Genomic DNA, 23,901 nt, shown 5'->3' on the forward strand with positions numbered 1-23,901 from the left:
CCATCGCCCTGAATGCGTTAATCATCAAATGGCTCGGCTAATGCAGAGCCTTTTTTTTGGCTATTTTTATTTCAATGCCGAAATTGGAGATAAATTGATATCTCCCCCTGTTTTTGATACGCCTCATCTACAATTATCAGACTATGACAGTTAATTTACCTCTCCCCCAAAAAGCCGATCTGAAGCCTGTTAAAGGTTTTGAGATGGGTATCGCTGAAGCTGGAATTAAGAAGGCCAATCGTAAAGATTTATTGGTGATGACTCTTGCTCCTGGCTCACAAGTCGCTGGTGTTTTTACCTTGAATCGTTTTTGCGCCGCCCCTGTTCAAGTTTGCCGCGAGCATCTGGCGCAAGAGGGTCGAAATGGCGAAATTCGGGCCTTAGTTGTCAACACTGGTAATGCAAACGCCGGCACAGGTGAGCAGGGTATGAAACATGCTTTAGAAACATGCGCTGCTTTAGCCAAGGATCTCAAGATCAATCCAGAGCAGATCTTGCCATTTTCAACAGGGGTGATTCTGGAGTCTTTACCGATTCAGAAAATCATTACTGCGCTTCCCAAGGCAGTAGCTAATTTGGGTGAGGACAACTGGTTTGATGCGGCCCAAGCAATCATGACTACAGATACTCAGCCAAAGGCAAGTTCAGTCACGGTTCAAACGCCAGCTGGTCAAGTTGTGTTGACGGGTATTTGTAAGGGCGCAGGAATGATTCATCCCAATATGGCAACCATGTTGGGATTTATCGCCACTGACGCTGGTTTTGCCCCTGGCTTATTGAGCGAACTCACTCGCGAGGTTGCTGATCTTTCGTTTAACGCTATCACGATTGATGGTGATACCTCGACTAATGATTCCTTCATCATCATGGCGACTGATCAATCGTCAGTACACATCAAGTCGACCAGCGACCCCAGTTACACCATCGTGCGCGAGGCTTTAATTACCCTAGCTAGAAAATTAGCGCAGATGATTGTGCGTGATGGCGAAGGTGCCACTAAGTTCATGACAATTGAAGTGGTTGGTGGCAAGACTGCTGAAGAATGCCGTCTAGTAGCAAAAGCAGTAGCTCATTCACCATTGGTTAAAACCGCATTCTTCGCGAGTGATCCTAATTTGGGTCGTATTCTTGCGGCTATTGGTTACGCAGGCATAAAAGACTTAGACGTTAATCATGTCCAAATGTGGCTGGGTGATGTTTGGGTTACTAAAGATGGCGGGCGCAATCCAAGTTATCAAGAGGCAGATGGTCAAAGAGTAATGCAGGCTCCAGAAATTACAGTCAAGATTGACCTAGGGCGCGGAACTGCTACTCAAACGATGTGGACCTGTGACTTGTCGCATGACTATGTTTCGATTAATGCGGACTATCGCTCTTAAAGATATCAATCATATGAATGAAAAATTAGACCGTCTTTTAGATCATCTCGAAACCTTTTTACCAAAACCATTAACTGATGAACAGTGGAAATCTTCCACTGCATTTAGATGGCGTCGTAGAGACAGTATCTTTGGCAGTATTGGATTTTTACAGCCAGTCAAGCATGTGTCTGATATTACCTTTGAAGACCTTCAAAACATTGATCGTCAAAGAGATGCGATTCGGGATAACACTAAAAATTTCATCCAGAAAAAACCGGCTAATAATATTCTGCTTACTGGCGCCCGAGGAACGGGTAAGTCTTCCTTGATTAAAGCCAGCTTGCACGAGTTTGCAAGCCAAGGCCTGCGTCTGGTAGAGGTGGAAAAAGAGCATCTTGCTGACTTGGCCGATATCACGGAGCTTCTGGCTGATCGTCCCGAGCGCTTCATTATTTTCTGCGACGATCTCTCCTTTGAAGACGGTGAGTCAGGCTATAAGGCTATGAAATCTGCTCTTGATGGCTCCGTATCGGCTCAAGTCGATAATATTTTGATCTATGCCACCTCTAATCGTCGTCATTTATTGCCGGAGTATATGAAGGATAACGAAGGTTATGTACACGGCGATGATGGCGAAATTCATCCAGGTGAGGTAGTGGAAGAAAAGATTTCTTTATCAGAGCGCTTTGGTTTGTGGCTCTCGTTTTATCCGCCTAAGCAAGATGAGTATTTAGCAATTGTGGCTCACTGGTTGGCACATTTTGGTCTGAGTGCTGAGCAAATTGCGGCTGCTCGTGCAGAGGCGCTCGTTTGGGCTTTAGAGCGCGGTTCTCGTTCTGGCCGCGTGGCTTGGCAGTTTGCAAAACATTGGGCTGGATCACACGCCTAAGATGGATTGATTCTGGTGAGTGAAATTAATCGACCCGTTACTGAAGTAGCCGCTGGAATATTGCTGGATCAATCCGGTCGCTATCTATTGGGACAAAGACCAGAAGGCAAGCCCTATGCAGGTTATTGGGAAGTACCTGGCGGCAAGATTGAAAAAGGCGAATCTGTTTTCGAGGCGCTGAAACGTGAGCTACAAGAAGAGCTTGGTATAGACATTCATGCGAGTGAAGAATTAACTATCCTCGAGTATGACTATCCGCATGCTTATGTACGCTTACATGTGAGTATTATTCGAGAATGGATAGGTACTCCAAAAGGCTGCGAAGGCCAGTCCCTGTCCTGGCAATTATTAAGCTCAGAAAAGCCTAGTGTGGAACCGCTATTACCAGCCGCTTGGCCAATGCTGGACAGGCTGAAAGCCCTTTTGACCTAGAAGTGGCAGAGCGTCAGCTTGAATGACACATCCTTATTTGCAGGCTGTGATTTTTTATCACGATCTGTTTGCATAAAGCGCACGGATAGTAAATATTTATTGGCGCTAATCTCGGAGAAGAGCGTGTCATCTTCTACCGCAACTCGCATCAGCTGATAAATTTTCCCAGAAGGTGCCTGCTGGAATGAGCCGTTATGAGCCAAGACATCTTTTACTTCACCTGACTGACGTAGTAAGCGTAAAAATAATTGACAGGCATCTTGCCATGGTAACAAGGGGTGTGCAAAATTTTCTAGTAGCTTGCGACGCTCATTCGATGGACTATTTTTCCAAGCATGATAGCTAGGCAAATCAATCGGACTTGTACCGCCGGGAATATTTAAGCGTGTACGAATACTATTGAGCCACTCGCTCTCAGAAATTGCTAAGTTTGGTCTGCCGGTTGATTGATTAATCTTGCTAGCAACAGAATCTATTTCTGCTAGTGTTTGAGAAAGAGTTTCTTGATCTACTTTTTGTGAGGTCTTTAGTCCATTGAGGGCATATTTTTGACGCTCAAATTCTTTTAGTAGTAGTGATTTGATATCGCCACGTGCACCAATATCTCCCAGGTCAAACAACATGGCGATTGCATTGTGATGAAGTTCGGGGTCATCGGAGCGTACGAAATGATTGAAGCGGGCGAACAAGTACTCCAGTCGAAGCATGCTTCGAACTAATTCATTGAAGGGGTATTCGTAGACAATCACAAGCCCATATTCTATGACGAACTGAGCTGTTCTTACTTAATCTGTAGGATTTTTTCGTGCAAATGGTTTACTTCAGCTTTCAACTTCTCAAAGCTAGCTTGATTCTCAATAACGATATCCGCACTAGCAAGACGATCTTTTCTGACTGCTTGAGCCTGCAAAATTTTTTCCACCTCTGCCCGGGGTAAATTGCTGCGCTGCATCACTCTGGTAATTTGGACTTCTTCAGGGCAGTCCACCACTACTAAGCGGTCAATGAGCCCTTGCCAAGAGCCTGATTCAAGCAGGAGAGGAACGACAAAGACTAAGTAGGGCACACCTTCAGCAGCCAATCGCTTGGCTTGCTTGATAGTCTCTAGGCGGATGAGGGGGTGGGTAATCGCCTCTAAGTTCTTTCTCGCCTCAGGCTTAGCAAATACTAGGGCGCGCATCTTGTCCCTCTTTAATGCCCCGTCTGCATCGAGATAGTCGGCACCGAATTGTTCCTTTATAGCTTCTATTGCCACTCCCTTTGGCGAGGTGATCTGATGGGCTATGAGATCCGTATCTACAATCCCCGCTCCTAAGCTGCCCAGTAAATCGCTGACTGCAGTTTTGCCTGAGCCAATGCCTCCGGTTAGACCGATCAGGGGAATGCGCCCCTTGAGTCCGCTTAAATCGGATTGTTCAGAAACCATGTTTGGAGGATCTGTGGCCATAACAACTCAATGATGCCAGCAACAGCCAGGAATGGTCCAAAAGGAAATGCTGAGCGAATAGATTGCTTTTGGTATCGAAGCCAGATGAGCCCCCCAAGCAGGCCGCTGATGGATGCCACTAATAAAATTCCTGGTAAAGCACTGAGGCCAAACCATGCTCCAAGTGCAGCTAGTAGTTTTGCATCGCCCATGCCGACCCCATTTTGCTTTTTAGCCCATCTATAAATGAAGTTGAGCCCCCATAAAAATGCATATCCAAGGAATGCACCTGCAATCGCATTTGGAAAGCTGGTCAATCCTAAATTTGGTAAGTAATTAAAGACTAAGCCAGCGGCAATGATGGGAATAGTCATGGCATCAGGTAGGCGAAAAGTTCGCATATCAATATAGGCTAGATATACCAAAGCCAAGATCAGCAAGGTGCGAACTAAATCCATCATCGTTAAAGCATGCATTAAACGATTTGCCCTAAATTAAATATTGGTAGATACAGAATAATGACTAGTCCACCAATGATGATGCCAACTAGCATGATGAGCAAGGGCTCTAGAGTCTGGCTAAGACTATTGAGGCTGCCGCTGAGTTGAGAGCCTAAAGTGTTGGCGCGCTTCCTTAGCATCTGTGCAAGAAAGCCACTTTCTGCTGCAATATGAAGCAATTGCAAAGTCTCAGTATCGAAAAAAGAATGTTTTGGATCAGCCTTTTTCAAGGACGCACCTAAGGGCCAGCCTCGGGTCAGGTGTTTAAAAACTTCTGCACTGAGGTCATGACTTAGCCAGTGATTAGAGGATTGCGCGGTGACGCGTAGCGCATCAGGAAGTGGTAAACCTGACTCTAGAAGATGGCCCAGGGTTCGACACCAGTAAGTCAGGGCGGCCAAACGAAGCAATTTACCCAGTAGCGGTATCCGAAAACTCCATTGATCACACATTTTTTGTAAGTAAATAGATTTTATCCAAGCAAGTAAGCAGATGAGAGTGCTAGTAAGAAGGCAGGCACAGATTTCTATAAAGAAATGATTCATGATGGACGATATTTGAATGAGTGCTTTGGTCGGCGGTGGTAATTCTGCTTGAAAGTGACCAAAGACATCTTTAAATACTGGCACCACCCAAATCATCATGACGATGACCAACAGAAGCGAGCTGCTTAAGGTAATGATGGGGTAGCTTAGTGCTTGTTGTACTTTGCGCCTTAATTCAATTTGAGCTTCTAGTTGTTGGCAAATAGTCTTGAGTGCAAGCTCAATATCTCCTGTACGTTCACTCACACGGATCAGATTAATGAACTCCATCGAAAACAGATTGTGTTGTGCCATGAGACTTTGGGAAAAACTGTTACCTTTCTTTAAATGAGCCTGTATATCCTTTAGCCAATGCTGCCATTCCTTAGGCGCTGAAGACTGAATGAGTTCAATGGCATTCAAGAGGGCTAGCCCAGCATTAAACAAGGTCAGTAATTGCTGAGCGAAATCTAATTGCGATTGCTTGTTTAGTGCCATGTACATACCTCAGTATCTAAGGTAGCTTGATCAATGTTGCCCTTTTTGACATGATGTAATCCAGCTTCAGCCATATTGAGGTAGGGCAAGGATGGGTCAAATAATTGCTGACGATCTAGAACCTCATGTACTCCGATGCGACCAAAGTAACCAATGCCCTTACAAACTCTACAAACTTCGGAGACATTGCCAGCAGTGCAGTTTTTACATTCACGGCAGAGTGTTCGAACTAAACGCTGAGAGCTGACACTTTGCAAACAAGATTCAAGCGATTCTTGATCTATCCCGAGACTTTTGAGTCTAGTGAGTGCAGCTCTGGCATCGCGCGTGTGTAAGGTGCTTAAAACAAGATGTCCTGTTTGTGCAGCCTGAATTGCAAGTGCCGCAGTAGCCCCATCCCGAATCTCTCCAATCATGATGACATCAGGATCTTGTCTGAGGAGTGCTTTGATAATGACTGGAAAATCAAGGCCTGCGCGTGGGTGATACGCCACTTGATTAACGCCAGGAAGACGAATTTCGATGGGATCTTCAATCGAACAAAGGTTGCGATGGCTTTGATTGAGTGCGTGTAGGCAGCTATAAAGCGTACGCGTTTTGCCGCTGCCTGTCGGGCCCGTTACTAGTATTAAGCCGTTAGGTCTTGCAATCGCTTTTTGAAAAATATGCAGTTGCTCAGGTAGTAAACCCGTTTGCTCTAGGGAAAGCTCTTCAAGCCGATTGGGAAGGATGCGAATAACCGCTTTTTCACCATGAAGGGTTGGAAGTATTGAGACGCGACAATCAATGATAGGTTTTGAAAAATCTAAGCCAATGCAGAGACGACCATCTTGAGGAATGCGTTTTTCTGCAATATCTAAACGCGCCAATATCTTGATACGCGTAATGAGACGCTCATGCAGTTCGGCAGGGTATTGTGACTGAGCTTGGAGTAAGCCATCCACTCGAATGCGAACTTGAGTTCCTAGGGCGCACGCTTCAATGTGAATGTCACTAGCCCTAGCGTGAAGTGCATTTGCTGCGATTTCATACCAGGTGCGAATAATGAGTGAGTCATCTTGAGAAAGGTTCAATCTTGATCTTGATTGAGGGTAGGGCGATAGAGTTTGACAGTTTTCACTCCTTGATCATCAAACTGTACGATTTCCATGACAATGCCAGCAATTTTGATGCTGACATCATGGTCAGGAATCGCTTCAAGATTTTCTAAAATCAGCCCATTTAAAGTTCGTGGCCCATCGAGCGGTAGATTCAAATTCAAAAGACGATTGAGGTCTCGCAAGGACGCTCCGCCACTAGCTAGATAGGTACCGTCTGAAAGCCAGTGCGGATCGGTCGAGAGGCTGGAGAATGAGGTTGTAAATTCGCCAATAAGCTCCTCCACAATATCCTCAAAGGTAACTAGACCAAGAACCTCGCCATACTCATTCACTACTAGACTTAAGCGTTGCTGGTTGTCTTGGAAAAATTGCATCTGCTGTAATACCGGTGTACCGCTCGGTATGAAGTAAGGCTCATTAACCAAGGATCTAAAGTCCTCATGCTTTAGGTCTGAATCACCCAACAAAGACAAGGCTTTCTTAACCGATAGGATGCCTACAATTCTTTCGGAGTCGCCATCGCAAACAGGTAATTTGTTGTGATAACAAGTTTCTAATTGCTGAACTACTTCATCAATGGGTCTAGCAAGATCCAAAATTTCTATTTTTGACCTTGGTATCATGACATCATCTACTGTGATGTTCTCTAGGTTAAATAGGTTGAGCAAAATATTGCGATGGTGATTAGAAACAAAGCGATTGGACTCCAAAACCAAGCTACGCAACTCTTCTTTGCTCATCGTTCTACTATCTGAGGATGATTGCAGGCCAGAAACCTTCATCAAACCAGAAACAAAACTGTTAATCAGCCAAAGCAAGGGCTTTAATAAGAAAGTCAGCGGCAGAATGAGCCAGCCGACATTGGAGGCAATCTTTTCGGGGAAGGCGGCGCCAATGACCTTGGGAGTAATTTCGCTAAAGATGATGATCAGTAATGCAACTACCAGAGTGGCAATTGATAGAACCAGTCCACTATCACCAAATAGATGGAGAGCAATACCAGTTACCAGAATAGGGAGGATGGTATTGATGAGATTGTTGGATATCAGTAGGACTGATAAAAGGGAATCAATTCGCTTGAGAAGTCTTTCTGCTAGAGCGGCGCCTGTATTACCGCTATTAGCCATGGCGCGTAAGCGATGGCGGTTCGATGACAACATACTAGTTTCGGCCATCGAAAAGAAGCCAGAAAGCGCGAGCAAAAATAGGACTAAGGCAGCCTGGCTATAAAGGGGCCAATCGTCAAAAAAATTGTCCATGGTGTTTGCCTGCAAAAATTAAGGATGATTCAATATAGCAAAGTAGGCTTTCACAAGCCATATTCACAAGCTATGGCTAGGGTAGAAAGGCTTGTAATCTGCCTTACCGAATTATGTGAGAATTATCCCCATGCCCTCCTCTAAAAAATCACCTCTATCAGAAAGTGCGCGTTACTGCGTCATCGACGCCCCTTTTGGAAAATTGGGGATTTTGACTGAATTAGTCGATGGTAGTCTCATGCTATCGAAGATCGACTACCTGCCAGCTAAAGCCGCTTTATCAAAACCTCAGAATGAGCTGGCTAAGGAGGTGGCTCAGCAATGCACGGCCTACTTTAAGGACCCACAGTTCCAATTTGATTTACCTATGAAGCCTATGGGCACAGTTCACCAGCAAAGGGTATGGCAACAGATTCGGGAGATACCAGCTGGAGAGGCAAAAACTTATGGTGAGGTAGCTAGCGTTATCAAGAGTGGTCCCCGTGCGGTGGGCACTGCATGTGGCGCTAACCCTTTTCCTTTGATCACACCCTGTCATCGCGTCGTTTCCGCGCAAGGCATTGGCGGATTTATGAAAGAAAATTCACCAGGTCTTTATCGCCAAATAAAAATATGGCTTTTAAAGCACGAGGGAGTGCTTTAAGTTTTAAAGGGCTTTTCTAAGTGGGCTTGATGCATTATGAAAAAAGAGCTTCATGAGGGCATCGCTACCAACAGCTACTTTGGTAAAAGCATAAAAAGCCATTACTGTTTTTCTAGAAAGCTTTACTTCATCTTTGTGATCAAATTGTTTACGAGCAGCTATTTTGGAGAGTGTCATCACTGCTAAGCCAAAAGCTAAAAAACAAAAGCGCCTTACCCCAGCCTCTTCTTTCGGAATCAGAAGAATGTAACTCATCGAATCTTGAAGTTTTTGATACGCAATCTTGAGCAGCTCAACTTGAGTCATATTGCCTGGCTTCCATGAGACGCCTCGTGCATTGTCCTCGGGCGAGTCTTTGAGAATGTTAGTCATTTGCAGAGCTTGACCAAAAGCAACCGAGAGGGCCTCATGTCCCTGAATATTTATTGCAAACTTAGCAGAGTGATTACTAAAGATGCTTGTCAGGAGTTCGCCAACAACTCCAGCGACCACATAGCAATATTTCTCAAACTCTTGCAGATCCCTTAAACCTGATTCAGTTTGCTTCCCATGAAAATGCGACATGCCTTCAGACATGATGGAAATGCAGTGACTCACTGCCACTTGATCTGCACTAGAGCAAGTATGCAAAATTCTGAGGACGGTTGGGGTATGCGTAATTAAATCAAGCTCATCTTGATTGTCATAGCCCTTTAACTCTTGGAGACAGGGATCGACAAATAACTGTACCGGTAATTTATCCAGAACAGCATCGAGAAATAATTTAGATAATGTTTGCTTAGTCTCTGGGCTGAGGTCTGCGGCATCTTCAATCGTATCGACAATGCGGCAAAGCAGGTAGGTATTGCCAACGACCTTTTCCATCTCTGGTGGTAGCAAGGGGATAGTGAGCGCAAAGGTTCGCGATACCGAGCCCAAAATGGCTTTTTGGTAGGCTAGATCAATATCTAGATTCTCGATAGGGTTAGATTTAGGTGATTGCACCCGTCAATTATGTCAGACGAACTTGCCCTGAATTGGGACTTATTTCCTTAGTAACAAAAGTGACATAGCCATATAATTTCACCAAATTCTGCAAGGAGAAATCAGGCGTGCTGATTTGGTTCGTCATCATTTACTGGGTTATATCGGTTGGCATCGGCCTATGGGCTGCATTGCGCGTAAAAAATACTGCGGACTTTGCAGCAGCAGGTCATAGCCTTCCAATGCCAATTGTGACGGCCACTGTTTTTGCTACCTGGTTTGGGTCCGAGACAGTTTTAGGCATTCCTGCCACCTTTTTGAAAGAAGGTTTGGGAGGCGTTGTCTCTGATCCATTTGGCTCCTCTCTTTGTTTGATTTTAGTTGGCCTCTTTTTTGCGCGACATCTCTACAACCGTCGCATGCTCACCATTGGTGATTTCTTTCGGGAAAAATATGGTCGCACTGTAGAGGTCTTGGTAACCCTTTGTATCGTTGTTTCGTATTTGGGTTGGGTTGCTGCTCAGATTAAAGCCTTGGGTTTAGTTTTTAACGTGGTGTCTGAGGGCAGCATTTCTCAAACAGGTGGCATGATGATTGGCGCTGCCAGCGTTTTGATCTACACCCTCTTCGGCGGCATGTGGTCAGTAGCCATTACCGACTTTATTCAGATGATCATTATTGTGATTGGTATGCTGTACATCGGCGGCGAGATGACAGCGCAAACAGGTGGTTTTAGGGTAGTCATTGAACATGCTGCTGCAGCGGGGCAATTTAGTAATTTCTGGCCGGAGATGAATTTGGCATCCATTCTCGGGTTTGTTGCAGCGCTTTGCACCATGATGCTAGGCTCCATTCCACAGCAAGATGTTTTCCAGCGTATTACCTCGAGTAAGAACGTCAACATTGCCGTCAATGCTGCCATTCTCGGTGGCGTGCTTTACTTTATTTTTGCTTTTGTACCGATGTACTTGGCCTATTCGGCGACCTTGATTAATCCTGATTTGGTAAAAGAATACTTAGATACCGATCCACAAATGATTTTGCCAAAACTGATTCTGAATCATGTCCCCATCGTTGCACAGGTGATGTTCTTTGGCGCTTTACTCTCGGCAATTAAGAGTTGCGCCAGTGCAACTCTATTGGCACCTTCAGTGACCTTTGCAGAAAATATTGTGAGAGGCTTTTTCAAGCATCTATCCGATCAAGACTTACTAAAAATCATGCGAATCACAGTGTTGTGTTTTGCCGTAATAGTCACTTTCTTTGCAGTGAATTCTGAGTTGTCTATTTTTAAGATGGTGGAGAGCGCTTACAAGGTGACTCTAGTGGCAGCTTTTGTGCCCCTTGCCTTCGGGGTCTATTGGTCTAAGGCTAATTCTTTGGGTGGTCTATTGGCCGTGGTTGGCGGCCTGACTATTTGGATTAGCTGTGAAATCTTGGCCCCTAACGCCATCATGCCGCCTCAGTTGGCGGGCTTACTGGCCAGTATTGCTGGCATGATTTTGGGTAGTCTAGTACCCAAAGACCTTTTAAAGGCAGTTTAGCTTCAGTAGTGCCTAAAAATTAGGCACTCAAATGTGTTGTAGCCCAAAATGTTCTCCTCTAATATGACAGTAATACTAAATTTTCTATTCTTCTTGGGTTCCTATGAAAATCTGTGTGATCGGGGGAGGTGGCGCCATTGGCGGTTACCTAGCTGTCATGTTGGCGCGATCGGGTAATGATGTAACGGTTGTTGCGCGCGGTGCAACTTTAGCGGCAATTAAAGAGCGCGGCTTGGCATTAATTATGGATGACCAACCCGAGCCTTTAGTGGCAGAAGTAAAAGCAGTAGAAAAAATTAGAGATGCTGAAACACCAGATGTTGTGATCTTGGCAGTGAAGGCCCATCAAGTTGAGCCGATTATTGATGACTTAGCTGCGATCATGGGACCAGAAACGATTTTGATCCCGATGCAAAACGGAATCCCTTGGTGGTATTTCCAAAAACTGGGTGGCGAATTTCAAGACCATTCTGTTGAAACAGTCGATGCTGGCGGTCAAGCAAAGAAGGCCATTAATCCAAACAACATCATTGGTTGTGTTGTGTATCCAGCAACTTTTACTCAAGCTCCGGGTGTGATTCGTCACGTAGAAGGCAATCGTTTCCCATTGGGCGAGCTGGATGGTAAGGTAACTGAACGTATTCAGAAGATGTCTGAGATGATGGGTGCAGCTAGCTTTAAGTCGCCCATTTTGGAGGATATCCGTTCCGAAATTTGGCTCAAGCTGTGGGGCAATATGACATTCAATCCAATCAGCTCATTGACTCACGGCACTTTGGAAGGCATTTGCCAATATCCATTAACCAAAGAATTAGCGCGCAGCATGATGGCTGAAGCACAAACGATTGCTGAAAAACTCGGTGTTACTTTCCGCGTGGATATCGAGCGTCGCATTGCGGGTGCTGAGAAGGTGGGCAAGCATAAGACTTCTATGCTGCAGGACTTAGAGGCTGGTCGTAGTTTAGAAATCGATGCACTCTTGGGCTCAGTAATTGAGTTAGGCAAGATTACTCAGATACCTACACCTTGTTTGAACACGGTATTTGCTTTAACGAAATATTTGGATGAAAACGTGCAGGCCTCTAAAGGTAGCTTGGCATTGCCATCGGTATCAGGTTACTAAAAACTTTTAGTTCTTTCAGTCAAGACAAAAACCCTTGCTACTTAACATAGCAAGGGTTTTTGTCTTGAAGAGGGTCAACTATTCGAAGCGATTATCGAGTCGACCCACACCATCAATGATGATGCTGACATTGCTACCAGGTTTCATGGAGCCAACGCCTACTGAAGTGCCGCATGCAATGATGTCACCTGCCTCTAAAGGCACATCTTGGGAAATTAGGCTTACTAATTTGGCTGGTGGGAAGATCATGTCTGATATTGGGTAATTCTGACGCTCTTGATCATTGAGAATAGTTTTGATGGTTAATTTGCTTGGGTCAACATCGGTAGTGATGTAAGGGCCAAAGACACCAAAAGTGTTGAAGCTCTTGGAGCGGGTCCACTGTGCATAACCAGGATCACGATTCAGAATCTCAATGGCAGTGACATCGTTAATACAGGTGTAACCAAAAATCGCTTTTGCTGCCTCAGCCTCATCTGCTTCATGGATGCGCTTACCAATCACGATACCAAGTTCTCCCTCATAAACTACTTTTCCTGAATAGGACTTGGGACTGCGAATCACTTGATTGGTAGCCAGAAAGGAATTATTGCCTTTGAGGAAATACAGCGGCTCGGCGGGTACGGCGTGCTCCAGCTTAGTTACGAGCGCATGAAAGTTATCCACCATGGCAACCATCTTGGATGGGGTGCATGGGATGTCAATGGTGACATCGGCCAATTTCACGGTTTCGCCAGTCGGTTTTGGGTTTTGAAACAAGTCGCCTGAGTACACCGCGATTTGGTCACCCTGTACTTGTCCTAAACCACTTTTTCCTTGATGTTGAAATTTGAGCCATTGAGCCATAATGAGTTCCTATGAATTAAATATTTGATAGTCAATATCTTACAGGGGTGAGTTGATGTCTAAGACTTCTGAGCTCGTTTTTGCACCGGAATTAGATCAGCCCGTTCGTTACATGGAACGCACCCGTAGCTATTATTTGGGTTTGGGATACGAGAATCCCTATGTGTGGGCTCACTATATTGATGCGCCATTTACGCCGCTCAAGAAACCCCTCAATCAATCTATTTTGGGTTTAATTACTACCGCAGTACCCTTTGATGCTAGCAAAGGGAATCAAGGTCCTGGTGCCCCTTATAACGCGGCAGCAAAGTTTTATCAGCCCTATCAACATTCAATAGATGGCGATATCGATTTAAGAATTGCGCATGTCGGTATTGATCGTAAAAATGCCAATATGGAAGATATGCCTTGTTGGTTTCCATTGTCAGCAGCTCAGCAGGCTGTAAAGGCGGGCAGGATCCAAGAACTTTCTCCCCATTTTTATGGTTTACCTACTAATCGCAGTCAACGTCATACTTTCGAGATAGACGCCCCAATCATTTTGGACATGTTGCGTGCAGATCATGTTGAGGTCGCTGTTTTGATTCCGAATTGTCCTGTCTGCCATCAGAGCCAAAGTTTATTGGCGAGATACCTTGAGGCAGCAGGTATTTCAACAGTAGTGATGGGCGCAGCAAAAGATATTGTTGAGTATTGTGGCGTTCCCAGATTTTTGTTTAGCGATTTCCCATTAGGAAATGCCGCTGCAAAACCCAAGGATCCCGAGTCTCAGATTCTCAATTTTGAATTAGCACTGCGCCTATTGGAGTCTGCTCCTGCAGCTCGAACCACGATGCAATCACCCCTCGTTTGGTCGGTGGATCCTAGTTGGAAATTGGACTATTCCAATCTGGAAAAGTTATCTAAGCAAGAAGTTGAAAGATTGCGTGATGAAGCTGAACAGGCGCGCATTACAGCGCGTGAACTCAGAATGCAAAGCGTTGGAAATTAAGCGTTTTTAGGTCTGGCGCGAGAGCGAATATTCGCAGAGGGCTTGCAGTGCAGATGTCGCCTCGTTCGCTGGAAAATCCTGAATGCATTCCAAAGCCAAATCCGCTTCACGCTTTGCTGCGGCTTGGGTGTAATCAAGCGCACCAGAACTTTGCACTGCGTTCAGAATTTGTGCAAATACATCATCAGGTAAATCTTGGTTTTGCTCCACCGCTGCGCGGACCAATAAACGTTCTTCATTGCTGCCATTTTCTAGCAGATAGATGAGCGGTAAAGTGGGCTTACCTTCGCGCAAATCATCGCCAGCGTTTTTCCCCATCTGTGAGGAATTGGCTGTGTAATCTAAAAGATCATCCATCAACTGGAATGCAGTGCCAATGTGACGACCAAATGCTGCTGCTTGTTCACGTTGAACGTCTGTGGCATTTGCCAAAATGGCGCCAAGCTCAGTAGAAGCCTCAAACAATTTGGCAGTTTTGTAGCGAATGACTTGTAGGTAGCTCGCTTCGTCAACTTCAGGGTCATTCATATTCAGGAGTTGCAGCACCTCTCCTTCAGCAATCGTATTGGTTGCGTCTGACAGAATTTGCATCACCCGCAGATCGTTTGGCTTGACCATCATCTGAAAGGCTCTGGAATATAAAAAATCGCCCACTAATACGCTAGCGGCGTTGCCAAAAGCGGTATTTGCTGTCTCACGACCCCTTCTCAGCGTGGATTCATCGACTACATCGTCATGTAAGAGGGTGGCAGTATGGATGAATTCAACTACAGCAGCCATTTCTTGGGTATGAGGAAATACTTTGCCATTGCTCAGAGCCTTGGCAACCAACATCAAGAGCGCAGGCCGCACGCGTTTGCCGCCAGCCTGAATGATATAAGCCGAAATTTGGTCAATTAAGGCTACTTTTGAGGCTAAACGCTCACGAATCACCCCATCTAAGCCCTTGAATTCTAAGGAAATAGGGGCCAGGATTTGGCTTAACTCATTGATTTTGACAGTGCTGGTCATGCAAGATATAATAATCGGCTTAGCTTATCCAGGGTGGATTAGCTTAAATGTTAGATATTAATTGAGGTTTCAAACCATGTACGCGGTCATAAAAACCGGTGGCAAACAGTATAAAGTTGCCGCAGGCGAAAAATTGAAAATAGAACAGATACCAGCGGAAATCGGCAGCGAAATCACTCTTGACCAAGTCCTCGCCGTTGGCGAAGGCGCTTCACTGAAGTTAGGTGATCCAATGGTTAATGGTGCAGCTGTGATGGCCACTGTCGTCTCCCAAGGACGTCACGATAAAGTGACAATCTTTAAGATGCGCCGTCGCAAGCATTATCAAAAGCACCAAGGCCATCGTCAGAATTTCACTGAAATTTTGATCAATACGATTAAAGCCTAATTCAGGGTAGGAGAAAGATATGGCACAGAAAAAAGGCGGCGGCTCAACACGAAATGGTCGCGACTCGGAATCGAAACGCTTAGGCGTTAAGGTATTTGGCGGCGAGCATATTAATGCTGGCAGCATCATTATTCGTCAACGTGGCACACGTGTTCATCCAGGTGCTAACGTTGGTATTGGTAAAGATCACACTTTGTTCGCCTTAATTGACGGTCAAGTGGAATTCGGCGTTAAGGGTGCTTTGAAGAAGGCCCAAGTTTCAGTTTTGCCTCGTTCATAAGGCGCCTGACTGAGACTCGTTTGATTCAGATTCATTCCGAATTTAACTCTTAGGAACAGGCCTCGCTAAGCGAGGCCTTTTTTATTCATGAAATTTATAGACGAAGCACGTATTGAAGTCATAGCTGGCCAGGGTGGCGCCGGGAGTGCTTCCATGCGCCGCGAAAAGTTTATTGAATTTGGCGGACCCGATGGCGGTGATGGTGGTAAGGGCGGGAGCGTTTGGGCAACGGCTGATCGAAATATCAATACCTTGATTGATTACCGCTACGCTAAAACACATACTGCAAAAAATGGTGAGCCAGGCCGAGGCGCTGATTGCTATGGTCGTGCAGGTGATGATGTTGAATTGCGCATGCCAGTAGGCACCATCATTTCTGACTATGAAACCGGTGAGCCGATTGCAGACTTAACAACTCACGGTGAGCGTTTGTGTTTGGCACAAGGTGGTGTTGGTGGTTGGGGCAATATTCACTTTAAGAGCAGTACGAATAGAGCGCCACGTCAAAAGACCAATGGCAAGCCTGGTGAACGTCGCAAACTCAAACTCGAATTAAAAGTATTGGCTGATGTGGGTTTGTTGGGCATGCCAAATGCTGGTAAGTCTACTTTGATTACCGCCGTATCCAATGCGCGCCCAAAAATTGCGGACTATCCATTCACAACGCTTCATCCTAATTTGGGTGTAGTGCGTGTCGGTAATGAGCGGAGCTTTGTGATCGCAGATATTCCTGGGTTAATTGAGGGTGCGGCAGAGGGTGCAGGCCTAGGCCATCGTTTCTTACGTCACTTGCAACGTACTGGAGTTCTCTTGCACCTAGTTGATCTAGCCCCATTTGATGAGAATGAAGATCCAGTAGCGGATGCCAAGGCGATCGTAAATGAATTACGTAAATACGATGAGGCTTTGGTTGAAAAGCCACGCTGGTTGGTCTTAAACAAGGTCGACATGATTCCTGAAGAGGATCGTCAAAAAGTTGTTGCTGACTTTGTCAAAAAATTTAAGTGGAAAGGTCCTATATTTGAGATTTCTGCTTTAACTGGGCTAGGTTGCGACAAGCTTTGTTATTCCTTGCAAGATTATTTGGATTCTGTACGTCGTGATCGTGATGATGCTGAGGGGCGCGCAGCAGACCCACGCTATCAAGATCAAGCGCAAGACAAAGATAAAACACCAGATTAAAAGTTAATTGAGCATCTTCATTTGCTATGAACCTTAAACAAACTAAACGTATCGTTGTCAAAGTTGGCTCTAGCCTAGTCACAAATAATGGTGAGGGCTTAGATCATGCTGCTATTGGCATGTGGGCAGAACAAATTGCGGGTTTGCTAGAGGCTGGTCATGAGGTTTTAATGGTGAGCTCGGGCGCGATTGCTGAAGGTATGCAGCGTTTGGGTTGGCCTAAGCGTCCACAAGAAATTCATCAATTACAGGCTGCTGCTGCCGTTGGTCAAATGGGTTTAGTGCAGGTATACGAGAGCTGTTTTGCACGCTTTAATTTGCGTAGTGCCCAGGTTTTACTAACCAACGCAGACTTAGCCCATACTGAACGTAATGCCAATGCAAAAGGTACCCTAGACACCTTGTTGAAATTAGGTGTAGTGCCTATCATCAATGAGAATGACACCGTCGTTACTGACGAAATTAAATTTGGTGATAACGATAGTCTCGCTGCCTTGGTGACAAACCTAGTACATGCAGACCTCTTAGTGATTCTCACTGATCAGGGTGGTTTATTTACCGCTGATCCTCGTCAAAATCCGGATGCAACCCTCTTGATCGATGCGATTGCTGGCGATCCTGCCTTAGAAAAAATGGCTGGCGGGGCGGCAAGTGAGCTGAGTAAAGGTGGCATGCTGACTAAAGTATTAGCGGCAAAAATTGCAGTCCAAACTGGCGCATCTACGGTGATTGCTTCAGGTCGTGAGCCAGAGGTGTTAACACGCCTTCTAGCTGGCGAGAAAATTGGTACTTGCCTAAGCCCTAAATAAACTGCATTGCCACTTTATTGAATACCAAATGAGTTGGTTGGCTTGGTGCCCCCTGTGAATCCATTGGGATTTAGAGATTGAAGAATAGTCTTGATATTCTTTTCTTGCGAGTTGAAATTGCAAAATGCACCTTGCGCTAAAGCCGCTTGGTAGCGATTGGGAACATTGTTTTGGATCCCCCTCCAACTAGAAAGCGGATTTTCTCTCCAAGCATTATTTTCCAAGTTGCCATATAGGCGCCATTGGAATGAATCACAACGGATGCCCTCATATTGTGCTTGTTGACCACCGCTGGGATTTGTCATCACAACAATGTAGCGAGTTACGCCATCGGCACCAATCAAAATCGAGTCGGTGTCGACCGCAAATTTAAAAATAGTGTGTTGTGACACGTAAAAAGGGAGCAGAGTTGATGGATTGGGCGGGTTCAGGGGCATTTTGGTCGCACCTTCTTTAAACACCATCGGCGCGAAAGGATCAAGACCGCTTTGCATGGGATCACCAGCACAGGCCAGTAAAGTTAAGGCAGCACAAATACAAGAGACATATTGGCTAAGGGTGCGAAAGAAAGAACTCATTATTTTTGCTTATCCGATTTAGTAGACTCTTGATGAATCTCGTCGCCCTTGGAGTAAAAAGATTGCAGAATATCTAAAGGCGTTCCCCAGGCTAATTGTTGCATGCGGACCCCTTTAGCAAGATAGCGGGCAAGCTCAGATAAAGCCAGTTGATAAACTTCGCGTTTAAAACCAATAACAGCATCCAGCTGAATCCAAAATGGAACCCAGCGCCAAGCATCAAATTCAGGATGTTCCGTAGCTCTTAATTGAATATCGCTATCTAAGCCGACTAGACGAAGTAGAAACCAGATTTGTTTTTGACCACGGTAGGCGGCACGGTGAACGCGGGTGGCATGTTGACGACGTAAATATTCCTCAGGGACGTCGTAACGAAGCCAGTCCCTGGTTCGTCCAATAATCTGGACATGTTCCGGTAGTAAGCCAACCTCTTCATGCAATTCGCGGTACATTGCCTGTTCAGGACTCTCGCCATGCGCTATTCCGCCCTGCGGGAACTGCCACGAATGCTGCCCAACGCGTTTTCCCCAGAAAACCTCGTTACGGCTGTTAAGGAGGACAATGCCGACATTGGGTCTATACCCTTCACGGTCAAGCATGATCGTGCCCCAAATCCTTTAAAATCAATGATTTGATTATATCCATACATGAAAGCATCACAATCATTTCTCGCCACGCTAAAAGAAGCCCCCTCTGACGCTGAGGTGGTTTCGCATAAGCTCATGGTGCGAGCAGGTTTAATTCGTAAGCTGAGTGCCGGTATTTATAACTACTTGCCGCTGGGATTAAAAGTGATCCGCAAGGTTGAAAATATCATTCGCGAAGAAATGAATCGTGCTGGCGCAATTGAATTGCTATTGCCAATAATTCAGCCTGCTGAATTATGGCAAGAGACTGGTCGATGGGAAAAGATGGGGCCTGAGTTACTCCGTATTAAAGATCGTCACGATCGTGATTTTTTAATTCAGCCAACCTCGGAAGAAGTTATTACCGATTTAGCTCGCAACGAGATCAAGAGTTACAAGCAGTTACCAGTTAACTTCTATCAAATACAAACGAAGTTCCGTGATGAGCGTCGCCCACGTTTTGGAATCATGCGTGGTCGTGAGTTCAGTATGAAAGACGCTTACTCATTTGATCGAGATGCTGAAGGTTTAAAGAAGTCCTATCAAATCATGTTTGATGCTTATACCCGTATCTTCAAGCGGATGGGACTCAAGTTCCGTGCGGTGACAGCAGATAACGGCGCGATTGGTGGCTCCGGTAGTCAAGAGTTTCATGTGATTGCTGATACCGGTGAAGATGCGATTGTCTATTGTCTGAGTTCAGATTACGCAGCCAACCTAGAGGCGGCAGAATCCCTTGCATTGATTGCTCAACGTGCTGCTGCAAGTACTGCATTGAATAAGGTTCCAACACCGAATAAGAGTACTTGTGCTGATGTTGCCCAGTTTCTTAAGCTTCCATTAGAAAAGACGGTCAAGACTTTATTGTTTGCTGCTGATCAAGAAAAAGGTCCAGCCAAACTCTTTATGTTGTTAGTACGTGGGGACCATGAGCTTAATGAAGTGAAGGCAAGCAAGATTCCAGGGATGGCCGAATCTCGCTTTGCTACTGAAGCAGAAATTAAACAAGCTTGTAATGCACCTGCCGGCTACTTGGGTCCGGTTGGCGTGAGTGCTGATGTCATAGTGGTGGCGGATCGTACGGTTGCCAATATGGCTGACTTTGTGTGTGGTGCAAACGACGCTGGCCACCATTTAACTGGCGTGAACTGGGGCCGTGATTTACCAGAGCCACTCGTCTTAGATCTTCGTAATGCGGTCATTGGCGATCCTTCGCCTGACGGTAAAGGTGTTGTTGATATCTGCCGCGGCATTGAAGTCGGTCACGTTTTCCAGTTGGGCACTCGTTATTCCGAAGCTATGGGTTGTACATACTTGGATCAACAAGGTAAAGCACAGCCGATGGTGATGGGTTGTTACGGTATCGGCGTTACTCGATTACTTGGCGCCGCAATTGAACAAGGTCACGATGAGCGCGGCATTATTTGGCCGATCTCGATGGCGCCATTTGAAGTCGTGATTTGCCCAATGGGTTACGAGAAATCTGAACAAGTAAAAGTAGCATGCGATCAGTTGCATGATGAATTACTTGGGGCTGGGATAGATGTGATTTTGGATGATCGTAATGAGCGTCCGGGTGCAATGTTTGCTGACTGGGAATTGATTGGCGCGCCATTCCGCGTTGTTATTGGTGATCGTGGCTTGGCAGATTCTCAAGTGGAATTCAAAGGGCGTACTGATGCGGAATCACAAAATATCCCGCTAGCGCAAATCAAAGAGAAAGTAATTACTGCGGTTCAAGCGTCAAAGAGTTCAGTTAATTCACTTTAGTTAGCGATTTATTTTTTGAAGAGATCGCCAATACCCTTGGCGGCGCCTTTAGCGGCCATCGTTGCCATGGTGCGCGCCATCTTCCCGCCTTTGAATTGCTTCATCATGGTTTGCATTTGCTCAAACTGAGTAAGTAGACGGTTTACTTCTTGCACCTCTACGCCAGCACCTGCAGCAATACGCCGTTTGCGACTCGCTTTGAGTAACTCAGGTTTACTGCGCTCACGCGGAGTCATACTGTCGATGATTCCGCGCATCCGCTTGGTTTGTTTATCGGCATTACTCAGATTGGTTTTGGTTGCCGCTTGAGCTACTTGGCTTGGGAGTTTATCCATCAAGCTAGCCATACCACCCATCTTTTGCATTTGCAGAAGTTGATCGCGAAAATCCTCGAGATCAAAACCGCCCTTAGAAATCTTGCTAGCTAATTTTTCTGCTTTAGCAACATCCACGTGTTGCTGGGCTTGTTCAACCAAGGCTAGGATGTCGCCCATACCAAGGATGCGGTTAGCCATCCGCTCAGCATCAAAGGCTTCAAGGCCATCCATCTTTTCTGCCACCCCAATAAATTTGAGTGGCACACCAGTCACCTGGCGAACAGAGAGAGCTGCACCGCCGCGTGAGTCACCATCTAACTTAGTGAGGATAACGCCGGTAAGTGGGAGCGCTTCATGGAATGCTTTAGCAGTATTGACGGCATCTTGACCAAGCATGGCATCCACCACAAATAAGGTCTCGATCGGATGTAAGCTCGCATGCAAAGTTTTGATTTCTTGCATGAGTGCCTCATCAATGCCCAGGCGACCTGCCGTATCAACAATGAGTACGTCAAAATAATGACGGCGTGCCCAATCGAGTGCAGCAGTTGCAATGTCATTTGGTTTTTGATTGATATTGCTGGAGAAAAATTCTGCACCAACTTGTTTGGTAACCGTTTCTAACTGTTCGATAGCAGCAGGGCGGTATACGTCGCAAGAAACGGTGAGAACTTTCTTTTTCTTTTTTTCTTGGAGCCATTTGGCTAGCTTACCGACGGAGGTAGTCTTACCAGCACCCTGCAAGCCTGCCATCAGAATCACGGCGGGCGGTTGAGTGGCTAAATTGAGTTCACCACTTTGCTGAACATCGCCCCTCATGACTTGGGCCAGCTCGCGCTGAACTACGCCAACGAGCGCCTGACCAGGGCTGAGGCTTCCAACCACTTCCTCACCAAGGGCTTTAAATTTAATTTGTTCCAGGAGAGATTTGACAACGGGGAGGGCTACGTCGGCTTCTAATAAGGCCAAACGGATCTCCCGCAGCATTTCTGCAGTGTTTTCTTCCGTTAGGCGGGCTTGACCCCGCATGGTTTTAACAACGCGAGATAGGCGGTCGGTAAGGTTTTGTAGCATTTATCGATTAGACTTTGATGATGAACATTTTAGATTACTTAAGTCTCGACGCCCTTATCCCCCTGTGCTATTTGATTCTGTTGATCTTTTTGGGCTTAAGGTCCAAGAAAAGAGAGAGCCAATCCTCTCAGTCATCTTTACTGGTTAGAGCGCTGATATTTGCATTACTGGTAGTGCATGGTATTCAGATTCATGAATCCGTTTTCACGCCAGAAGGCTTTATATTTGGCTTTGCCCAAGATTTATCCCTGACTGCCTGGGTAGGCTTGGCATTTTATTGGTTCCAATCTTGGTTTTTACCAATCGCCAGTTTGCTCTGGATGTCGGTTTTATTTGCTTTATTTTGTTCCTTGCTGCCACTCTTTTTCCCAGGTACCTTGATTTCTCCAGAGGCTGTTTCAGATCCTTGGTTTAAGGCGCACTTTATTGTGGCAACTGTTTCTGTGGGCTTATTAAGTTTGGCGGCAATGCAAGCAATGTTAATGAGTGCCTATGACCGCGCCTTACATCAACAGCTTGGGATTCTGCCCAATAGCCGCGTTGCTTTTTGGCTGGATGATCTACCACCTTTGATGACTATTGAAAGTCTCTTATTTAACCTGTTATATGTTGGTTTTGGTCTGCTGACGCTCACCGTATTTTCGGGCCTATTATTTTCTCAAGCATTGTTTGGTAAACCCTTTGTTTGGGACCACAAAACAATTTTTGCCGTAGTGTCTTGGCTTCTATTTGCTGGATTAATTATTGCCCGTTGGAGAGTTGGGCTCAGAGGTAGACTCGCCATTCGTTTGGTCTTGAGTGCCTATGTTGCCCTATTACTCGCTTATGTTGGTAGCCGTTTTGTATTGGAAGTGATTCTTCAGCGAGCATGATCCTTGTTTAAGTGGCTTCTTTTATTTGCTGGCGCATATCTTTTTTATCTCTGGATAAAGGGTAAAAAGCAAATCAAGGCAAATCAGGCAGCTGCAGCGAACCCTAAGCCAGATAAAGCTCACAAGACCTTTGAGCCCGAGATCATGGTGCCTTGTCAGCATTGCAAAGTACACCTTCCAAAATCTGAAGCAATCGCTCATGAGCAACGTTTTTATTGCTCTCATGAGCATCTTAATTCACTGGATATAGAAGGGTGGATTGGTTCTGCTCAATGGCGTACTTCACCGCATCAAGATGTGAGACCAGATAGCACCCAACCAGATCTTGTGGTCATGCATCACATTAGTTTGCCGCCGGGACAATTTAAATCCCAAGACTGTAGCTCTTACATCGTGGATTTTTTCCAAAATAAGCTTGATCCAAATGCGCATCCTTATTTTGCGGAAATTGCCGAGCAAAAAGTGTCTAGTCACTTTCTGATTACCCGCTCTGGTGAGTTGATTCAGTTTGTTTCAACCCAAAACAAGGCTTGGCATGCTGGGGTCTCCTCATTTTTGGGTAGGGAAAAGTGCAATAGCTTTTCTATTGGCATTGAGTTGGAGGGCGATGGGGATACGCCCTTTGAAGAAGTTCAGTACAAAACTTTGGCAAGCCTAATAAAAAAATTAGAAGTAAGTTATCCCCATCTTCAATTTGCAGGACACAGCGATATCGCGCCCGATAGAAAAACCGATCCTGGAATCTTTTTTGATTGGAAAAAGTTCCAAAATGAGACAGGTGTCTCTACCAAAAACCTTCCTTATGGGATTGCTTCTCGCTAGTCTGTTTTAAGTATGTAAGCGTACGCTTACTTTTTTAGCCTTTGCCTAAAAGGGCTAAAAATCATGCACCAAA

25 protein-coding genes and 1 pseudogene are annotated in these 23,901 nt (G+C 45.6%); 14 read left to right on the forward strand and 12 right to left on the reverse strand.

Annotation, left to right across the window (positions count from 1 at the left end; all coding sequences use genetic code 11):
- Positions 1-143: 143 nt before the first annotated feature.
- From argJ to C2756_RS00930, 3 genes are read left to right on the forward strand one after another with little or no spacing between them, the layout of a single operon-like run.
- Positions 144-1,379, forward strand: coding sequence for a bifunctional glutamate N-acetyltransferase/amino-acid acetyltransferase ArgJ (gene argJ / locus C2756_RS00920; protein WP_215319537.1), 1,236 nt, complete (start codon positions 144-146; stop codon positions 1,377-1,379).
- A gap of 13 nt (positions 1,380-1,392) precedes the next feature.
- The gene (locus C2756_RS00925) at positions 1,393-2,250 is read left to right on the forward strand and encodes an ATP-binding protein (protein ID WP_215297246.1); all 858 of its coding nucleotides are present in this window, start codon (positions 1,393-1,395) and stop codon (positions 2,248-2,250) included.
- 15 nt (positions 2,251-2,265) lie between these two features.
- On the forward strand, positions 2,266-2,682 hold the full coding sequence (locus tag C2756_RS00930; protein WP_215296207.1) for an NUDIX domain-containing protein: 417 nt from the start codon (positions 2,266-2,268) through the stop codon (positions 2,680-2,682).
- Here C2756_RS00930 and zapD read toward each other — a convergent pair.
- Genes zapD through C2756_RS00960 form a run of 6 tightly spaced genes read right to left on the reverse strand, consistent with a single transcriptional unit; the run spans position 2,679 to position 7,989 of the window.
- Positions 2,679-3,431: a cell division protein ZapD gene (gene zapD, locus C2756_RS00935; RefSeq protein WP_215319538.1), complete on the reverse strand. Its 753-nt coding sequence runs from the start codon at positions 3,429-3,431 to the stop codon at positions 2,679-2,681. The two genes, C2756_RS00930 and zapD, sit on opposite strands and share 4 nt — an antisense overlap.
- Positions 3,432-3,463: 32 nt before the next feature.
- A complete protein-coding gene (gene coaE / locus C2756_RS00940; RefSeq protein WP_371817094.1) occupies positions 3,464-4,108 on the reverse strand; it encodes a dephospho-CoA kinase in 645 nt (214 codons plus the stop codon).
- Positions 4,084-4,584: an A24 family peptidase gene (locus C2756_RS00945; protein ID WP_215319539.1), complete on the reverse strand. Its 501-nt coding sequence runs from the start codon at positions 4,582-4,584 to the stop codon at positions 4,084-4,086. The genes coaE and C2756_RS00945 overlap by 25 nt, the downstream gene beginning before the upstream one ends.
- On the reverse strand, positions 4,584-5,630 hold the full coding sequence (locus C2756_RS00950) for a type II secretion system F family protein (protein ID WP_215319540.1): 1,047 nt from the start codon (positions 5,628-5,630) through the stop codon (positions 4,584-4,586). The genes C2756_RS00945 and C2756_RS00950 overlap by 1 nt, the downstream gene beginning before the upstream one ends.
- Positions 5,621-6,703: a GspE/PulE family protein gene (locus C2756_RS00955; RefSeq protein ID WP_215319541.1), complete on the reverse strand. Its 1,083-nt coding sequence runs from the start codon at positions 6,701-6,703 to the stop codon at positions 5,621-5,623. Before C2756_RS00955 ends, C2756_RS00950 begins: the two co-directional genes overlap by 10 nt.
- Complete coding sequence (locus C2756_RS00960) at positions 6,700-7,989, reverse strand: HlyC/CorC family transporter (protein ID WP_215319542.1); 1,290 nt, start codon at positions 7,987-7,989, stop codon at positions 6,700-6,702. Before C2756_RS00960 ends, C2756_RS00955 begins: the two co-directional genes overlap by 4 nt.
- 130 nt (positions 7,990-8,119) lie before the next feature.
- Here C2756_RS00960 and C2756_RS00965 point away from each other — a divergent pair, with 130 nt between their 5' ends.
- Entirely contained in the window at positions 8,120-8,632 is a 513-nt protein-coding gene (locus C2756_RS00965) for a methylated-DNA--[protein]-cysteine S-methyltransferase (RefSeq protein WP_215319543.1), read from the forward strand.
- Between the two features lie 3 nt (positions 8,633-8,635).
- On the opposite strand, the gene C2756_RS00970 is transcribed toward C2756_RS00965, so the two are convergent.
- On the reverse strand, positions 8,636-9,616 hold the full coding sequence (locus C2756_RS00970; RefSeq protein ID WP_215319544.1) for a squalene/phytoene synthase family protein: 981 nt from the start codon (positions 9,614-9,616) through the stop codon (positions 8,636-8,638).
- A gap of 107 nt (positions 9,617-9,723) precedes the next feature.
- Here C2756_RS00970 and C2756_RS00975 point away from each other — a divergent pair, with 107 nt between their 5' ends.
- Both C2756_RS00975 and C2756_RS00980 read left to right on the forward strand, forming a co-directional pair.
- A complete protein-coding gene (locus tag C2756_RS00975; protein ID WP_215319545.1) occupies positions 9,724-11,139 on the forward strand; it encodes a sodium:solute symporter family protein in 1,416 nt (471 codons plus the stop codon).
- 103 nt (positions 11,140-11,242) lie between these two features.
- Positions 11,243-12,262, forward strand: a complete 1,020-nt coding sequence (locus C2756_RS00980; protein ID WP_215319546.1) for a 2-dehydropantoate 2-reductase — start codon at positions 11,243-11,245, stop codon at positions 12,260-12,262.
- 78 nt (positions 12,263-12,340) lie between these two features.
- Here C2756_RS00980 and C2756_RS00985 read toward each other — a convergent pair whose 3' ends face one another.
- Positions 12,341-13,108: a fumarylacetoacetate hydrolase family protein gene (locus C2756_RS00985; protein ID WP_215319547.1), complete on the reverse strand. Its 768-nt coding sequence runs from the start codon at positions 13,106-13,108 to the stop codon at positions 12,341-12,343.
- A gap of 55 nt (positions 13,109-13,163) precedes the next feature.
- Here C2756_RS00985 and C2756_RS00990 point away from each other — a divergent pair, with 55 nt between their 5' ends.
- On the forward strand, positions 13,164-14,099 hold the full coding sequence (locus C2756_RS00990; protein ID WP_215319548.1) for a reductase: 936 nt from the start codon (positions 13,164-13,166) through the stop codon (positions 14,097-14,099).
- A gap of 6 nt (positions 14,100-14,105) precedes the next feature.
- Here C2756_RS00990 and C2756_RS00995 read toward each other — a convergent pair whose 3' ends face one another.
- A complete protein-coding gene (locus tag C2756_RS00995; RefSeq protein WP_215319549.1) occupies positions 14,106-15,110 on the reverse strand; it encodes a polyprenyl synthetase family protein in 1,005 nt (334 codons plus the stop codon).
- A gap of 76 nt (positions 15,111-15,186) precedes the next feature.
- Here C2756_RS00995 and rplU point away from each other — a divergent pair, with 76 nt between their 5' ends.
- From rplU to proB, 4 genes and pseudogenes are all read left to right on the forward strand, one after another.
- Positions 15,187-15,498, forward strand: a complete 312-nt coding sequence (rplU, locus tag C2756_RS01000) for a 50S ribosomal protein L21 (protein ID WP_215296220.1) — start codon at positions 15,187-15,189, stop codon at positions 15,496-15,498.
- Positions 15,499-15,517: 19 nt separating this feature from the next.
- Positions 15,518-15,778, forward strand: coding sequence for a 50S ribosomal protein L27 (rpmA, locus tag C2756_RS01005; protein WP_011902041.1), 261 nt, complete (start codon positions 15,518-15,520; stop codon positions 15,776-15,778).
- Positions 15,779-15,865: 87 nt separating this feature from the next.
- Positions 15,866-16,960, forward strand: coding sequence for an Obg family GTPase CgtA (gene cgtA / locus C2756_RS01010; protein WP_215319550.1), 1,095 nt, complete (start codon positions 15,866-15,868; stop codon positions 16,958-16,960).
- A 26-nt stretch (positions 16,961-16,986) separates the two neighbouring features.
- Positions 16,987-17,757: pseudogene (gene proB, locus C2756_RS01015) on the forward strand (glutamate 5-kinase); the annotation flags it as partial.
- Between the two features lie 26 nt (positions 17,758-17,783).
- Here proB and C2756_RS01020 read toward each other — a convergent pair.
- On the reverse strand, positions 17,784-18,347 hold the full coding sequence (locus C2756_RS01020; protein WP_215319552.1) for a CNP1-like family protein: 564 nt from the start codon (positions 18,345-18,347) through the stop codon (positions 17,784-17,786).
- A complete protein-coding gene (locus C2756_RS01025; RefSeq protein ID WP_215319553.1) occupies positions 18,347-18,946 on the reverse strand; it encodes an RNA pyrophosphohydrolase in 600 nt (199 codons plus the stop codon). The genes C2756_RS01020 and C2756_RS01025 overlap by 1 nt, the downstream gene beginning before the upstream one ends.
- Before the next feature lie 48 nt (positions 18,947-18,994).
- Between C2756_RS01025 and C2756_RS01030 the strand changes: the two genes are divergently transcribed.
- Positions 18,995-20,743 (forward strand): proline--tRNA ligase, encoded by a 1,749-nt coding sequence (locus tag C2756_RS01030; RefSeq protein ID WP_215319554.1) that lies wholly within the window; start codon positions 18,995-18,997, stop codon positions 20,741-20,743.
- An 8-nt stretch (positions 20,744-20,751) separates the two neighbouring features.
- Here C2756_RS01030 and ffh read toward each other — a convergent pair whose 3' ends face one another.
- Positions 20,752-22,134: a signal recognition particle protein gene (ffh, locus tag C2756_RS01035; RefSeq protein WP_215319555.1), complete on the reverse strand. Its 1,383-nt coding sequence runs from the start codon at positions 22,132-22,134 to the stop codon at positions 20,752-20,754.
- 17 nt (positions 22,135-22,151) lie between these two features.
- Here ffh and C2756_RS01040 point away from each other — a divergent pair, with 17 nt between their 5' ends.
- Both C2756_RS01040 and ampD read left to right on the forward strand, forming a co-directional pair.
- Positions 22,152-23,006 (forward strand): inner membrane protein YpjD, encoded by an 855-nt coding sequence (locus tag C2756_RS01040; RefSeq protein WP_251372082.1) that lies wholly within the window; start codon positions 22,152-22,154, stop codon positions 23,004-23,006.
- Positions 23,007-23,009: 3 nt separating this feature from the next.
- Positions 23,010-23,828 carry a 1,6-anhydro-N-acetylmuramyl-L-alanine amidase AmpD gene (gene ampD, locus C2756_RS01045; protein ID WP_256437781.1) on the forward strand — a complete coding sequence of 273 codons (819 nt, stop codon included), beginning with the start codon at positions 23,010-23,012 and terminating at the stop codon, positions 23,826-23,828.
- Positions 23,829-23,901 lie beyond the last annotated feature (73 nt).

Origin of the sequence: Polynucleobacter sp. UB-Siik-W21 (assembly GCF_018687415.1) — a bacterium.
Lineage (GTDB): Bacteria > Pseudomonadota > Gammaproteobacteria > Burkholderiales > Burkholderiaceae > Polynucleobacter.

Coding starts and splice junctions, on each gene's coding strand:
- argJ (WP_215319537.1), top strand. CDS start 144: ATGACAGTTAATTTACCTCTCCCCCAAAAAGCCGATCTGAAGCCTGTT.
- C2756_RS00925 (WP_215297246.1), top strand. CDS start 1,393: ATGAATGAAAAATTAGACCGTCTTTTAGATCATCTCGAAACCTTTTTA.
- coaE (WP_371817094.1), bottom strand. CDS start 4,108: ATGGTTTCTGAACAATCCGATTTAAGCGGACTCAAGGGGCGCATTCCC.
- C2756_RS00945 (WP_215319539.1), bottom strand. CDS start 4,584: ATGCATGCTTTAACGATGATGGATTTAGTTCGCACCTTGCTGATCTTG.
- C2756_RS00950 (WP_215319540.1), bottom strand. CDS start 5,630: ATGGCACTAAACAAGCAATCGCAATTAGATTTCGCTCAGCAATTACTG.
- C2756_RS00960 (WP_215319542.1), bottom strand. CDS start 7,989: ATGGACAATTTTTTTGACGATTGGCCCCTTTATAGCCAGGCTGCCTTA.
- C2756_RS00965 (WP_215319543.1), top strand. CDS start 8,120: ATGCCCTCCTCTAAAAAATCACCTCTATCAGAAAGTGCGCGTTACTGC.
- C2756_RS00980 (WP_215319546.1), top strand. CDS start 11,243: ATGAAAATCTGTGTGATCGGGGGAGGTGGCGCCATTGGCGGTTACCTA.
- C2756_RS00985 (WP_215319547.1), bottom strand. CDS start 13,108: ATGGCTCAATGGCTCAAATTTCAACATCAAGGAAAAAGTGGTTTAGGA.
- C2756_RS00990 (WP_215319548.1), top strand. CDS start 13,164: ATGTCTAAGACTTCTGAGCTCGTTTTTGCACCGGAATTAGATCAGCCC.
- C2756_RS00995 (WP_215319549.1), bottom strand. CDS start 15,110: ATGACCAGCACTGTCAAAATCAATGAGTTAAGCCAAATCCTGGCCCCT.
- rplU (WP_215296220.1), top strand. CDS start 15,187: ATGTACGCGGTCATAAAAACCGGTGGCAAACAGTATAAAGTTGCCGCA.
- rpmA (WP_011902041.1), top strand. CDS start 15,518: ATGGCACAGAAAAAAGGCGGCGGCTCAACACGAAATGGTCGCGACTCG.
- cgtA (WP_215319550.1), top strand. CDS start 15,866: ATGAAATTTATAGACGAAGCACGTATTGAAGTCATAGCTGGCCAGGGT.
- C2756_RS01020 (WP_215319552.1), bottom strand. CDS start 18,347: ATGAGTTCTTTCTTTCGCACCCTTAGCCAATATGTCTCTTGTATTTGT.
- C2756_RS01025 (WP_215319553.1), bottom strand. CDS start 18,946: ATGCTTGACCGTGAAGGGTATAGACCCAATGTCGGCATTGTCCTCCTT.
- C2756_RS01030 (WP_215319554.1), top strand. CDS start 18,995: ATGAAAGCATCACAATCATTTCTCGCCACGCTAAAAGAAGCCCCCTCT.
- ffh (WP_215319555.1), bottom strand. CDS start 22,134: ATGCTACAAAACCTTACCGACCGCCTATCTCGCGTTGTTAAAACCATG.
- C2756_RS01040 (WP_251372082.1), top strand. CDS start 22,152: ATGATGAACATTTTAGATTACTTAAGTCTCGACGCCCTTATCCCCCTG.